This is a genomic window from Rheinheimera sp. WS51, from assembly GCF_050936095.1.
Taxonomy (GTDB): domain Bacteria; phylum Pseudomonadota; class Gammaproteobacteria; order Enterobacterales; family Alteromonadaceae; genus Alishewanella.
In genome coordinates, this window is the sequence record NZ_JBOTRC010000024.1 from 1 (window position 1) to 15365 (window position 15365).

General features: G+C 42.8%; 11 protein-coding genes and 1 tRNA gene. All 12 read right to left on the bottom strand.

All coding sequences use genetic code 11. The features are described 5' to 3' along the window. Window positions 1-40 precede the first annotated feature (40 nt). A complete protein-coding gene (gene fusA / locus ACRCA4_RS14550) occupies window positions 41-2143 on the bottom strand; it encodes an elongation factor G (RefSeq protein ID WP_433190186.1) in 2103 nt (700 codons plus the stop codon). Between the two features lie 26 nt (window positions 2144-2169). Continuing rightward, window positions 2170-2640, bottom strand: coding sequence for a 30S ribosomal protein S7 (gene rpsG / locus ACRCA4_RS14555; RefSeq protein WP_433190189.1), 471 nt, complete (start codon window positions 2638-2640; stop codon window positions 2170-2172). Between the two features lie 91 nt (window positions 2641-2731). Then, entirely contained in the window at window positions 2732-3106 is a 375-nt protein-coding gene (gene rpsL, locus ACRCA4_RS14560; RefSeq protein ID WP_433190192.1) for a 30S ribosomal protein S12, read from the bottom strand. A 149-nt stretch (window positions 3107-3255) separates the two neighbouring features. Beyond that, entirely contained in the window at window positions 3256-7437 is a 4182-nt protein-coding gene (rpoC, locus tag ACRCA4_RS14565) for a DNA-directed RNA polymerase subunit beta' (RefSeq protein ID WP_433190195.1), read from the bottom strand. A 65-nt stretch (window positions 7438-7502) separates the two neighbouring features. Then, complete coding sequence (rpoB, locus tag ACRCA4_RS14570) at window positions 7503-11528, bottom strand: DNA-directed RNA polymerase subunit beta (RefSeq protein ID WP_433190198.1); 4026 nt, start codon at window positions 11526-11528, stop codon at window positions 7503-7505. Window positions 11529-11701: 173 nt separating this feature from the next. Further along, window positions 11702-12067: a 50S ribosomal protein L7/L12 gene (rplL, locus tag ACRCA4_RS14575; protein WP_433190201.1), complete on the bottom strand. Its 366-nt coding sequence runs from the start codon at window positions 12065-12067 to the stop codon at window positions 11702-11704. A 64-nt stretch (window positions 12068-12131) separates the two neighbouring features. Beyond that, window positions 12132-12626 (bottom strand): 50S ribosomal protein L10, encoded by a 495-nt coding sequence (rplJ, locus tag ACRCA4_RS14580; RefSeq protein ID WP_433190204.1) that lies wholly within the window; start codon window positions 12624-12626, stop codon window positions 12132-12134. A 272-nt stretch (window positions 12627-12898) separates the two neighbouring features. Beyond that, window positions 12899-13600: a 50S ribosomal protein L1 gene (gene rplA / locus ACRCA4_RS14585; protein WP_433190206.1), complete on the bottom strand. Its 702-nt coding sequence runs from the start codon at window positions 13598-13600 to the stop codon at window positions 12899-12901. 3 nt (window positions 13601-13603) lie between these two features. Continuing rightward, window positions 13604-14032, bottom strand: a complete 429-nt coding sequence (gene rplK / locus ACRCA4_RS14590; protein ID WP_433190209.1) for a 50S ribosomal protein L11 — start codon at window positions 14030-14032, stop codon at window positions 13604-13606. 119 nt (window positions 14033-14151) lie between these two features. Then, window positions 14152-14679, bottom strand: a complete 528-nt coding sequence (gene nusG, locus ACRCA4_RS14595; protein ID WP_433190214.1) for a transcription termination/antitermination protein NusG — start codon at window positions 14677-14679, stop codon at window positions 14152-14154. Window positions 14680-14694: 15 nt separating this feature from the next. After that, the gene (gene secE / locus ACRCA4_RS14600) at window positions 14695-15069 is read right to left on the bottom strand and encodes a preprotein translocase subunit SecE (RefSeq protein ID WP_433190212.1); all 375 of its coding nucleotides are present in this window, start codon (window positions 15067-15069) and stop codon (window positions 14695-14697) included. A gap of 73 nt (window positions 15070-15142) precedes the next feature. Next, window positions 15143-15219: transfer RNA gene (locus ACRCA4_RS14605), tRNA-Trp, on the bottom strand. Between the last annotated feature and the right edge of the window lie 146 nt (window positions 15220-15365).

Below are 15365 nucleotides of genomic sequence, written 5' to 3' on the forward strand. Positions count from 1 at the left end.
CTTTATTTAAATGCGGCCTGCCTAAGCAGGCCAAACTAAGTTAATCAGCTCTACGTGCTGCGATAATTGCTTCAGTGACGTTGCTTGGCGCTTCTTGGTAATTCAATGGTTCCATTGAATACGAAGCACGACCTTGGCTCAATGAGCGCATATTGGTCGCATAGCCGAACATCTCTGAAAGAGGCACATGTGCATCAACGATTTTAATACCACCAGGGGCATCTTCCATACCATTTATGATACCGCGACGACGATTTAAGTCACCAACAATATCACCCATAAAGTCTTCAGGCGTAACAACTTCAACTTTCATAATTGGCTCAAGAATAACCGGTTTTGCTTGTAGCGCACCTTTCTTAAAGCCCATTGAACCTGCAATTTTAAACGCCATCTCATTTGAGTCAACATCATGGTATGAACCGTCAAATACCGTTACTTTTACGTCGATAACAGGGTAACCAGCAAGAACACCATTTTTCATCTGCTCTTGAACGCCCTTATCAACTGCAGGGATATATTCTTTTGGAATAACACCACCAACAATCGCGTTAACGAACTCGTAACCAGCACCTTCTTCTTGTGGTTCGATTTTCAACCAACAGTGACCAAATTGACCACGACCACCAGACTGACGAACAAACTTACCTTCTACTTCGGTAGCTTGACGTAAGGTCTCGCGGTAAGAAACTTGCGGTTTACCCACGTTAGCTTCTACTTTGAATTCACGTTTCATACGATCAACGATGATATCTAAGTGTAATTCACCCATACCAGAGATAATCGTTTGGCCCGTCTCTTCATCAGTGTGGACACGGAAAGAAGGATCTTCGGCAGATAATTTACCTAACGCAATACCCATCTTTTCTTGGTCAGCTTTAGTTTTTGGTTCAACTGCAACCGAAATTACTGGCTCAGGGAACTCCATCCGTTCTAATGTGATGATATTATCAGGATCACATAAAGTATCACCTGTAGTCACATCTTTAAAACCGATGCCCGCTGCAATATCGCCAGCTAAAACTTCTTTAATTTCTTCACGACTGTTAGCATGCATCTGTACGATACGGCCAATACGCTCTTTTTTCATTTTAACCGGGTTATAAACAGTATCACCTGAATTGATGACACCTGAGTACACTCGGAAGAACGTTAAAGTACCAACAAATGGATCCGTTGCAATTTTAAATGCTAAAGCTGCAAACGGTTCATCGTCTGAAGAGTGACGTTCACCTTCAGTTTCATCTTCGTTGATACCCATGATAGGTTTAACTTCAGTAGGTGATGGCAAGTAATAAATTACGTTGTCCAACATAGCTTGCACACCTTTATTTTTAAAAGATGAACCACACTGGACTAATACCACTTCATTACGTAAAGTTAAATCACGTAGCGCTTTGCGAATTTCATCTTCTGTGAACTCGTCACCTTCTAGATAACGTTCCATCATTTCTTCGCTAGCTTCTGCCGCGGCTTCTATCATGTTTTGCCGCCATTCATTACTTTGTTCTAGCATATCTGCTGGAATATCTTCGTAAGTGAATGTCATACCATGGTCAGCCATGTTCCAGTTGATTGCTTTCATTTTGACAAGGTCAATAACCCCTTCAAAATTATCTTCAGCTCCAATTGGTAATTGAATAGGTACTATTGTGCTATTTAAGCGTGTTCTGGCCTGCTTCACTACACGTAAAAAATCTGCACCGGTACGGTCCATCTTATTAACGTAGATCATGCGCGGCACTTCATACTTGTTAGCTTGACGCCAAACAGTTTCTGTTTGCGGCTGAACACCAGATGAGCCACAAAGAACCACTACAGCGGCATCAAGTACACGTAATGACCGTTCAACTTCAACTGTAAAGTCAACGTGACCAGGGGTATCAATAAGATTGATACGATGAGTATCAAACTGCTTTGACATACCAGACCAAAAGGTTGTCGTCGCAGCAGACGTGATAGTAATACCACGCTCCTGCTCCTGTTCCATCCAGTCCATTGTCGCAGCACCATCGTGTACTTCACCGATCTTATGAGAACGCCCTGTATAAAATATAATGCGCTCGCTGGTAGTTGTTTTGCCCGCATCTACGTGCGCACAAATACCAATATTGCGATAGCGTTCTATAGGGGTTATACGTGCCACAATAATATCCTCTTGTTAAGCTGTACTTACCAACGGAAATGGGCGAAAGCTTTATTCGCTTCAGCCATACGGTGCACGTCTTCACGTTTCTTAACCGCAGAGCCTTTGTTTTCAAGGGCATCAAGCATTTCACCAGCTAAACGCTGAGCCATCGATTTTTCACCACGTTTACGAGCAGCCTCAACTAACCAGCGCATAGCTAGTGCGTTGCGACGTACTGGGCGTACTTCAACAGGTACTTGGTAAGTTGAACCACCCACACGGCGAGATTTAACCTCAACTGTAGGGCGGATGTTATCAAGCGCAACTTCAAAAATGTCTAAATGTTCTTTTTTAGACTTGGCAACAGCATGCTCTAATGCGCCATATACGATTGATTCAGCTGTAGATTTTTTTCCGTCGACCATAACGACGTTTACAAATTTGGCAAGTAATTCACTTCCGAACTTTGGATCTGGAAGAATTTTACGTTGTCCGATGACGCGTCTTCTTGGCATTCGTAACTCCGATTGCTTCAGGTGATTCCAAAACTTTTAATACATTGAAGAAAAAAAGTTGTCTAGTTTGGCCTTACTTAACGGAGTACCGTTATTTTTTAGGCCGTTTTGCGCCGTACTTAGAACGGGCTTGTTTACGATCTTTTACGCCAGCACAGTCTAATGTGCCGCGTACGGTGTGGTAACGCACACCTGGCAGGTCTTTTACCCGGCCACCGCGAATAAGCACAACACTGTGCTCTTGCAAGTTATGGCCTTCACCACCGATATAAGAAGATACTTCGAATCCATTTGTTAAACGAACACGACAAACTTTACGCATAGCAGAGTTTGGCTTCTTAGGTGTAGTGGTGTATACACGGGTACAAACACCACGCTTCTGCGGGCAAGCTTCAAGCGCAGGCACGGCGCTCTTGGCTACCTTCTGGCTGCGCGGCTTACGCACTAGCTGGTTGATTGTTGCCATTAAATACTCCTGGTTAATAATACCCAATAAACGTGAAAATTCCGCCCCCAAAAATGGGGTCGCGGAATTCTAATGGTCAAGCTTTGACCTGTCAAGCTAGAAAGCTAATTGCTGCTAATTTAATCAGCAATTAGCCCCCTTCACTTCTCTTACTCGTCTTTACCAGATAAGTCCATATTTAGCGCATCAGACAATGCCTGTTCCGCTACTTCTGCACTCATTACTGGTTCGACGCTTTCGCCATTGGCAATACGCTGACGTTCACGGGCACGGTTTTGATGGAAAGCAAAACCGGTACCTGCTGGGATCAACCTACCAACAATAACGTTTTCTTTCAGACCACGCAGTTCATCTTTCTTGCCGCCAACAGCAGCTTCAGTTAGTACGCGCGTAGTCTCTTGGAACGATGCTGCCGAGATAAATGAATCTGTCGACAGTGAAGCTTTGGTAATACCTAATAATGAACGCTCGTATTGCGCTGGCATTTTACCGGCTGCTTCTAATTCGCGGTTAGCGATATTAACGCGAGCCACTTCAGCTTGTTCACCTTCTAAGAATTCGCTGTCACCAGGGTTTGTAATCAAGCACTTACGCAACATCTGACGAATAATCGTTTCGATGTGCTTATCGTTGATTTTAACACCTTGTAAACGATATACATCTTGTACTTCGTTAACAATATAACTAGCAACATGGTGGATGCCACGTAAACGTAAAATGTCGTGAGCTGACTCAGGACCTTCAGAGATCACTTCGCCTTTTTCAATACGCTCACCTTCAAATACGTTAACTTGACGCCACTTATGGATCATTTCTTCGTAAACATCACCTTGATCTGGGGTGATTAATAAACGACGCTTACCTTTGGTTTCTTTACCGAAGCTGATAGTACCTGAGATTTCAGCAAGTATAGCTGGATCTTTTGGCTTACGCGCTTCGAATAAGTCTGCAACCCGTGGTAAACCACCGGTAATATCGCGCGTTTTCGAACTTTCTTGTGGGATACGCGCTAAGACTTCACCTGCTTGTACTGCTACACCATCACCTACTTCGATTGTGGCAAAGCTTGGTAAACGGATTTCTTGTAGCGCACCATCGTCCATAGTTAAGATAAGTTTTGGCTCTTTCGCATTCGCTTTTGCCAAGTCTTTAACAACGGTACGTGTTAAGCCAGTTAAATCGTCTTGTTGAACTTCAGTATTACTATCATCAACATCGCTGTGTGTTACTTGCGCGCCACGTTCCAAAATAATTGGGTGTGAATGCGGATCCCAACTTGCAACAATTTGTCCAGAGGTGATTTTTGCATTGTCATCAGTCGCTAAAACAGAACCATAAGGTAGTTTATAGCGCTCTTTCTCACGGCCTAGCTCATCAAATACGGTAATTTCAGCTGAACGAGAAGTGATAACAATTTTGTTTTCTGGGTTACGTACATATTTAGCATTATGCAGTTTTAACGTACCAGCATTCTTAACCTGAACACTATTTTCTGCAGAAGCTCGTGATGCTGCACCACCAATGTGGAAGGTACGCATTGTTAACTGTGTACCTGGCTCACCGATTGACTGCGCGGCAATAACACCTACGGCTTCGCCGGCATTAATCAAGTGACCACGTGCTAAGTCACGACCATAACACTTAGCACAAACGCCGAAGTCAGTTTGACAAGTAATTACAGAGCGTACGTGAACTTCGTCAATTGAATGCTTTTCTAAAGCATCACACAGCGCTTCATCAAGCATAGTGCCATCTTCAATTAACACTTCTTCTGTTGATGGAATAACCACGTCACCGATAACGACACGGCCTAATACGCGTTCACGTAAACCTTCAACTACATCACCACCTTCGATTAGCGGCTTCATAACGATACCCTGTTCTGAGCCACAATCAAATTCTGTAACAACTAAATCTTGTGCTACATCCACTAAACGACGGGTTAAGTAACCTGAGTTTGCTGTTTTTAATGCGGTATCGGCCAAACCTTTACGCGCACCGTGAGTAGAAATAAAGTACTGTAATACACTTAAGCCTTCACGGAAGTTCGCAGTGATTGGCGTTTCAATGATTGAACCATCTGGTTTCGCCATTAAGCCACGCATTGCCGCTAACTGACGGATCTGAGCTGGTGAACCACGAGCACCTGAATCGGCCATCATATAAACTGAGTTAAATGATTGTTGCTCAACAGTATTACCGTCACGGTCGATAACGCTTTCTTTCGCTAGGTTTTCCATCATCGATTTTGATAATGTCTCGTTTGCAGTAGACCAAATATCGATAACTTTATTGTATTTTTCACCTGCAGTTACAAGACCTTGTTGGAACTGATCTTGAATTTCAGCTACTTCGGCTTCTGCTGCGTCGATAATGCTTGTTTTCGACTCAGGAATAACCATATCGTTAATACCAACAGATACACCTGAAAGCATTGCGTAATGGAAACCGGTATACATAATTTGGTCAGCAAGGATAACGGTTTGCTTAAGACCAATACGGCGATAAGCACCATTTAACAGTTTTGAAATCTGCTTCTTACCCATAGGTTGATTAACGCTTTCAAAAGCTAAACCTTCAGGTAAAATTGAGTATAAAATAGCGCGACCAACCGTAGTATCACGAACTAATGTATTTTCAGTTCTGCTACCGTCTTCAGCTAATTCTACTTCGGTAATACGTACTTTAACTTTAGCATGTAAACTTGCTACATCAGCACGGAAGGCTTTTTCAGCCTCTTTAGCGCTTTTGAACATCATGCCTTCGCCTTTAGCATTGATTGCTTCACGCGTCATATAGTACAAGCCTAATACAACGTCTTGTGAAGGAACAATGATTGGCTCACCGTTAGCAGGTGATAATACGTTATTCGTTGACATCATTAAGGCACGTGCTTCAAGCTGTGCTTCAATAGTCAATGGTACGTGAACCGCCATTTGGTCACCATCGAAGTCGGCGTTATAGGCCGCACATACTAATGGGTGCAATTGAATGGCTTTACCTTCAATAAGTACCGGCTCAAACGCCTGGATACCTAAACGGTGAAGTGTTGGTGCACGGTTTAGTAATACTGGGTGCTCACGAATAACTTCGTCTAATACGTCCCATACTGCACCTTCTTCACGCTCAACCATTTTCTTGGCCGCTTTAATGGTAGTCGCTAAACCACGCATTTCTAGCTTGCCATAGATAAAAGGTTTAAATAGCTCTAGAGCCATCTTTTTAGGTAAACCACATTGGTGCAAACGTAATGTTGGACCAACAGTGATAACAGAACGACCTGAGTAGTCTACACGCTTACCAAGTAAGTTCTGACGGAAACGACCTTGTTTACCTTTGATCATATCAGCCAAAGATTTTAAAGGACGTTTATTAGAGCCTGTAATCGCACGGCCACGGCGGCCGTTGTCTAATAACGCATCAACCGCTTCTTGCAGCATACGCTTTTCGTTACGGACAATAATATCAGGCGCCGATAAGTCTAATAAGCGCTTTAAGCGGTTATTACGGTTAATAACACGGCGGTATAAATCGTTTAGATCAGAGGTTGCAAAACGGCCACCGTCGAGTGGTACTAATGGACGTAGATCTGGTGGTAACACCGGAAGTACAGTCATGATCATCCACTCAGGTTTATTACCCGAGTTAAAGAACGCTTCCATTAGTTTTAAACGCTTACTAATCTTCTTACGTTTAGTTTCAGAGTTAATTGTTGGTAACTCTTCACGCATTTGCTTGATTTCAACCGCTAAGTCTAAGCCTTGTAAGATATCAAGTACCGCTTCGGCACCCATCTTAGCTTCAAACTCATCGCCATGCTCTTCTAGAACATCTAGGTATTCTTCTTCAGTTAGCATCTGGCGACGCTCTAATGAAGTCATACCAGGCTCTGTAACAACATAGCTTTCAAAATAAAGTACGCGCTCGATATCACGTAACGTCATATCAAGTAATAAACCAATACGGCTTGGTAATGATTTTAAGAACCAAATATGTGCCGTTGGGCTTGCAAGGTCAATATGACCCATACGTTCACGACGCACTTTGGTTAGTGTAACTTCAACACCACACTTTTCACATATAACGCCACGGTGCTTTAAACGTTTATACTTGCCGCATAAACACTCATAGTCTTTTACCGGGCCAAAGATACGGGCACAAAATAAACCGTCACGCTCTGGTTTAAAGGTACGGTAGTTAATCGTTTCTGGCTTCTTTACTTCACCAAATGACCATGAACGAATCATGTCCGGTGAAGATAAACCGATACGGATAACATCAAACTCTTCGGTTTTAGTTTGTTGTTTCAGAAACTTTAATAAGTCTTTCACCTTTGCTCTCCTGTAAGAGGTAAACCGGAATGGGGCAGACTTCTGCCCCCCAACTCAAGGTCGGTTTATTCCTCTTCCAATTCGATGTTAATACCGAGCGAACGGATTTCTTTCATTAATACGTTGAAAGATTCTGGCATGCCAGGTTCCATTCTGTGGTCACCATCTACGATGTTCTTATACATCTTAGTACGGCCGTTGAGGTCATCTGATTTCACTGTCAGCATTTCTTGCAACGTATACGCTGCACCATATGCTTCAAGTGCCCACACTTCCATCTCACCGAACCGCTGACCACCGAACTGAGCTTTACCGCCTAGAGGCTGTTGAGTTACTAAGCTGTAAGAACCCGTAGAACGAGCATGCATTTTGTCGTCTACTAAGTGGTTCAGTTTTAACATATACATATAACCAACAGTAACTTTACGCTCAAAACTATTACCAGTACGGCCATCATATAATGTAATTTGGCCACTTGATGGTAAATCACCAAGTTCTAATAATTGCTTGATTTCAGCTTCTGTAGCACCATCAAATACTGGTGTTGCTACAGGTAAACCTGCTCGTAAGTTCTCGGCTAAACGACGCACTTCATCATCAGTAAAGTTTGCAATATCAACAGACTGGCGTGATTCACCTAATGCATACACTTTGGTTAAGAACTCACGTATTTCAGCAACTTCTTTGTACTCTTTGATCATGGCATCAATTTTATCACCAATACCACGTGCAGCTAAGCCTAAGTGAGTTTCCAAAATCTGACCGATATTCATCCGTGATGGAACACCTAGCGGATTTAACACGATTTCAACTGGTTTACCGTGTTCGTCATATGGCATATCTTCAACTGGTACGATAGTAGAGATTACACCCTTGTTACCATGACGACCGGCCATTTTATCACCTGGCTGAATACGACGTTTAACAGCTAAATAGACTTTAACAATCTTTAAAACACCCGGTGCTAAATCATCACCTTGGGTAATTTTACGACGTTTGGCTTCAAATTTTTTGTCATACTCAACACGAATATCTTCGTACTGAGTCGCTAATTGCTCTAAATCGCTTTGTTTTTCTTCATCGCTTAAGCTCTGATTAAACAAGGCATCACCTTTTAAGGTGTCTAGTTGAGCACGGTCTAAACCTGTTTGCTCTAGCAAGTTACGGGCACGGTTAAAGATACCAGCTTCAAGAATACGGAACTCTTCGTTAAGATCTTTCTTAGCTTGCTTAACTTCCATTTCTTCAATTTCGCGAGCACGTTTATCTTTTTCTAAACCGTCACGAGTGAATACTTGAACGTCAATAACAGTACCAGATACAGAGTTAGGTACACGTAAAGAAGAGTCTTTAACGTCTGAAGCTTTCTCACCAAATATAGCACGTAGTAGTTTTTCTTCTGGCGTTAACTGGCTTTCACCTTTAGGTGTCACCTTACCAACGAGAATATCACCACCTTTTACTTCTGCACCAATGTAAACAATACCCGCTTCATCTAATTTAGATAAAGCCGACTCACCTACGTTTGGAATATCAGCAGTAATTTCTTCTGCGCCTAATTTAGTATCACGAGAAATACAGCTTAACTCTTGAATATGGATAGTCGTTAAGCGATCTTCTTGTACTAAGCGTTCTGATAATAAAATCGAGTCTTCGAAGTTATAACCATTCCACGGCATGAAGGCGACGCGCAAGTTTTGGCCTAACGCTAACTCACCTAAGTCGGTAGAAGGACCATCAGCTAAAACATCTCCGCGTTCTATTGGTTCACCATGATTAACGCAAGGACGTTGGTTAATACAGGTATTTTGGTTCGAACGGGTGTATTTAGTTAACGTGTAGATATCAATCCCCGCTTCACCAGCTAAGGTTTCATCTTCGTTAACTTTAATTACGATACGGCTTGCATCAACGTAGTCAACAACACCACCACGTTTAGCGACAACAGTTACGCCTGAGTCTTTAGCTACAACACTCTCGATGCCCGTGCCCACTAACGGCTTATCAGCGCGTAATGTAGGTACAGCTTGACGTTGCATGTTCGCACCCATTAAGGCACGGTTAGCATCATCGTGCTCTAAGAATGGAATTAAAGCCGCCGCGACAGAAACGATTTGCTGTGGTGCAACATCCATATACTGCACTTTATCGGCAGGCATTAAGGTTGTTTCGTTTTTATAACGGCAAGGCACTAACTCTTCGCTTAAGCGGTTTTCCTCATTAATTTCAGCATTAGCCTGAGCGATAACAAAGTTACCCTCTTCAATTGCTGATAAATAATCAACATCATCTGTTACCACACCATTATCAATACGACGATATGGTGTTTCTAAGAAACCATATTCGTTGGTTTGAGCAAACATTGATAATGAGTTGATTAAGCCGATGTTTGGACCTTCAGGTGTTTCGATAGGACAAACACGACCATAGTGAGTTGCGTGAACGTCACGCACTTCAAAACCAGCACGCTCACGAGTTAAACCACCAGGACCAAGTGCAGAAATACGACGTTTGTGCGTCACTTCTGATAATGGATTATTTTGGTCCATAAACTGCGATAGTTGGCTTGAACCAAAGAACTCTTTTACCGCTGCTGAAATTGGCTTAGCGTTAATTAAGTCTTGTGGCATAACAGCGTCTAAATCACCTAATGAAAGGCGCTCTTTAACGGCACGCTCAACACGGACTAAACCAACACGGAATTGGTTTTCTGCCATTTCACCAACAGAACGGATACGACGGTTACCTAAGTGGTCAATATCATCTACTTCGCCGTGGCCGTTACGAATGTCAATAAGTACTTTCATAACCGCTAAGATATCTTCTTTACTTAAGATACCTGCACCGGTATTTTCTGCAAAATCAACACGGCGGTTGAATTTCATCCGACCCACTGTTGATAAGTCGTAGCGATCTTCAGAGAAGAATAAATTTTGGAATAATGTTTCAGCCGCATCGCGTGTTGGTGGTTCACCAGGACGCATCATGCGGTAAATTTCAACGAGCGCTTCCATACGGTTGCTGCTTGGATCAATACGGATTGTCTCAGAGACATAAGGACCGTGATCTAAGTCGTTGATATAAAGTGTTTCAAAACTTTCATAACCAGCAGTTGCTAGTTTTGCTAACAGCTCCAATGTGAGCTCTGCGTTCGCCTCGGCAATAATCTCTCCGGTTGAACGGTCAGCGTAATTTTTTGACAAGACACGGCCAACAACGTACTCATGCGGTACTTCCATCATGGTCATGCCAGTTTTTTCTAGCTGACGCACGTGGCGGGCGGTGATACGACGACCTTGTTCTACGATAATTTCGCCGTCATTGTCTTTAATATCGAATGCTGCAGTTTCACCGCGCAGACGATTAGCAATAACTGCCATTAGCAGTTTGCCATCTTTAATTTCGAACTTAGTACTTTCAAAGAAAGTTTCTAATATTTCTTCAGTGCTGAATTCTAGTGCACGTAATAAGATCGTAGCCGGTAATTTACGACGACGGTCAATACGAACAAATAAGTTATCTTTAGCATCAAACTCAAAGTCTAACCATGAACCACGGTAAGGAATAACGCGTGCGTTATATAATACTTTACCTGATGAGTGAGTCTTGCCTCGGTCATGATCAAAGAACACACCTGGACTACGGTGTAGCTGAGAAACGATAACACGCTCAGTTCCGTTAATGACAAAAGTACCATTCTCAGTCATTAGCGGGATTTCACCCATGTAAACTTCTTGTTCACGAATGTCTTTAATCGTACCTGGTGCTTCTTTGTCAAAAATAACCATACGCAGCTTAACGCGTAACGGCGCTGAGTAGGTGATACCGCGGATCTGACATTCTTTTACATCAAATACGGGCTCCCCCATACGGTAGCTAACGTACTGCAATTCCGCACTACCAGAGTAGCTTTTAATAGGGAAAACAGAGCGGAATGCGGCTTCTAGACCGTAACCTCCCTCCGGATCTGGCTCGATAAATTTGCTGAAAGATTCAATCTGAATCGACAACAGGTATGGCACATCCAGAACTTCCGGACGCTTGCCGAAGTCCTTACGGATACGTTTCTTCTCAGAATAAGAATAAGTCATGGGGTTCCTCAGCTTGCTGATTTTTTTCCCGACGTCCATTATTGGACATACTTGTTACCAGCCATGATAACAACGGGGTGGGGAAATCATTGTCCCACAGCGCAAAAAGGCCGGTGATTAATTCATCACCAGCCCAGCCCGAATTTCAGGCAAATAATCCAGTTTTAGCCGGATTATTTAACTTCAACAGAGGCACCAGCTTCTTCAAGAACTTTCTTAAGCTCAGCTGATTCGTCTTTAGAAACGCCTTCTTTGATAACAGCTGGAGCTGATTCAACTAATTCTTTCGCTTCTTTCAGACCTAAACCTGTAGCGCCACGAACTGCTTTGATTACCGCAACTTTGTTTGCGCCAATACCAGCTAACACTACGTTAAACTCTGTTTGCTCTTCAGCAGCAGCCGCTGGGCCTGCAGCAACAGCTACAGCAGCAGAGGCAGAAACGCCGAATTTTTCTTCCATTGCAGATACTAATTCAACTACATCCATTACAGACATTGCTGCGATAGCATCTAAGATTTGATCTTTAGTCACTGACATTGCTCAGATCCCTAAATTAGGGGACGAATCCCGATTAAACTTTACTATCAAACCATACGTAAAATTACGCGGCTTGCTCTTGTTTTTGGTCGCGAACCGCGGCAATTGTACGTACAAGTTTGCCGGCTGCTGCCTCTTTCATTGTGCTCATCAAGCGTGCGATAGCTTCGTCGTATGTTGGTAACGATGCTAACAACTCGATATCAACAGTATCACCGCTGAAAGCTGCACCTTTAAGCTCAAAGTTTTTGTTATCTTTCGCGAAATCTTTAAAGATACGCGCTGCAGCACCTGGGTGCTCAGAAGAAAACGCAATTAACGTTGGGCCTACAAATACATCTTTCAGACACTCGAATTCAGTGCCTTCTACTGCACGGCGTACTAATGTATTACGGACAACTTTCATCCATACACCAGCTTCACGCGCTTGCTTACGAAGCGCAGAAATATTGCCTACAGTGACACCACGAGCGTCTGCGACTACCGCAGATAAAGCACCTTTGGCAGCTTCCTGGACTTCAGCAACAATTGCTTTTTTGTCTTCAAGCTTAATAGCCATTGGCTCTTAACTCCTGGTTCATCTGGACGTGATTGTCCAGTTGCCTACACATCGCCTTATGTCGCCATAAAGCGCGCGATTTACGGTGAGGCCAGAAGGAATCTAATTCTTCCTGGGGTCTACACCGTCTGCGTAGGTTGGTATTTTAAGCTGTAAATCTCTTACAGCACCTACGGTCTTGGACGGAAAGCCTAGCCTAAACTAGGCTTTCTACCCTAAAATTTGAGCGCGAGATTATAAAACAACCAACGCGCTCTGTAAAGCACTAACAATTAAACCGTTGCTGTTAAAGAAGCTTGGTTTAATGCTAAGCCGGCACCATGAGTAGATGAAATGGTCACTTTCTTGATGAAAACACCTTTTGCTACTGATGGTTTAGCACGCTTTAATGCAACTAATAAAGCTTCTAAGTTTTCTTTTAACTTATCGCTTTCGAAGTCAATTTTACCGATAGTAGTATGGATAATACCATTCTTATCATTACGGTAACGGATTTGACCTGCTTTAGCATTTTTAACTGCGTCAGCAACGTTAGGTGTTACTGTGCCAGTTTTCGGGTTTGGCATTAAGCCACGAGGGCCTAAGATTTGACCTAACATACCTACAACGCGCATAGCGTCTGGTGATGCGATAACTACGTCAAAATCCATTACGCCTTTTTTCACTTGCTCAGCTAAGTCTTCCATACCAACAATGTCAGCACCGGCTGCTTTAGCCGCTTCAGCATTAGCACCTTGAGTAAATACAGCAACACGAACGTCACGACCTGTACCGTGTGGTAACACAGTCGCGCCACGTACGTTTTGATCTGATTTACGCGCGTCAATACCAAGGTTAACAGCAACGTCAACGCTTTCTAAGAACTTACCCGCAGTTAACTCTTTTAATAAAGCTACGGCTTCGTTGATATCGTATTCACGAGTTGAATCTACTTTAGAGCGGATTAACTTTGCACGTTTTGTTAATTTAGCCATCGATTAACCCTCCACCTCTAAACCCATTGAACGAGCTGTACCTTCGATAGTACGCGCTGCTGCTGCATGATCTGCTGCTGTTAAATCTGGCTCTTTAATTTTGATGATTTCATCAATTTGAGCTGCAGTGATCTTGCCCACTTTCTGGGTATTTGGACGGCCTGAACCGCTCTTTAAGCCAGCTGCTTTTAATAATAAAAACGCTGCTGGTGGAGTACGCGTTTCGAACGTGAATGAACGATCGCTATATACAGTAATTACTACTGGAATTGGCATACCTTTTTCAATGCTATCTGTACGGGCGTTGAAGCCTTTACAGAATTCCATGATGTTTACGCCGTGTTGACCCAATGCTGGACCAACTGGTGGCGACGGATTAGCCATACCAGCTTTAACCTGCAATTTAATAAGTGCAGTAACTTTCTTTGCCATGTTTCACCTCTGTTTTAGGGTCTTAGCCTTGTAAATGCGAGGACAATTACTCAAGCGGCTCCCCAACGTTAAAAAGGGCGCAGATTATATTTTAATCAGCGCCCGGTTACAATCTTTAATTAGGCCTTCTCTACTTGGCCAAATTCTAGTTCAACTGGTGTTGAACGACCAAATATAAGAACAGACACTTTAACCCGACTCTTGTCGTAGTCGACTTCTTCAACAACACCGTTAAAGTCGGCGAATGGGCCTTCAGTAACTCGTACCACTTCACCCGTTTCAAATAAGGTTTTTGGTTTAGGCTTATCAGCATTATCTTCAAGACGATTCAAGATAGTCATGGCTTCTTTTTCAGAAATTGGCGCGGGACGATCAGAAGTACCACCAATAAAGCCTAAAACACGAGGCACACTTTTTACTAAATGCCAGGCTTCTTCACACATTTCCATTTGCACTAAAACATAACCTGGAAAAAATTTACGCTCTGATTTACGCTTTTGACCCGCGCGCATCTCAATAACTTCTTCCGTCGGTACAAGTACATCACCAAATTTGTCTTCCATTTGGTTAATTTTAATATGCTCTCGTAATGAAGTAGCAACTCGTTGCTCATAGCCAGAAAAGGCTTGCACAACATACCAACGCATCTTTTCTGCCATGTTTTAAATCCCCAATCCTGTTAAAAATGATACCGTACGCAATAAGATAGCGTCTAATCCCCATAACAACAAACCCATAATAACAGTAGCAACTAATACGACTATCGTTGTTTGCATTGTTTCTTGACGGGTTGGCCAAACGACTTTACGTATTTCAGTACGGGCTTCTTTTGCAAAGTTAATAAATGTTTTGCCTTTATGTGTTTGTCCAGCGACAACACCTGCGATAATAACAAGAACAACAATGGCGATAGCTTTCTCTAAAGCAGATAACTCATAAAGATAATTACCTACAACTGCTACAGCTAAAATTGCAAACACCAGCAACCATTTAATTATTTCAATTCCACTTTTTGGGGTTTCACTTGCTGCGCTCATGCTTCGACTCACTTAACTTGAATTGCTTTTAGCAACTAACTACCAGATGTAGACTGATCTACACCAAAAAATTTGGCAGGGGCGGAGGGATTCGAACCCCCAACCATCGGTTTTGGAGACCGCTGTTCTACCAATTGGAACTACGCCCCTACAAGGTATTAACTTTTAAACACTTCTCGATCATAACATCGAGTTTTTAATAGCCGCTCATTATACTGCCTACACAGCCTAACACAAGTAAACAGGCAATTAATTGCACCTAGATTGGCATTTTTTTGTGTTACATATTTATTAGC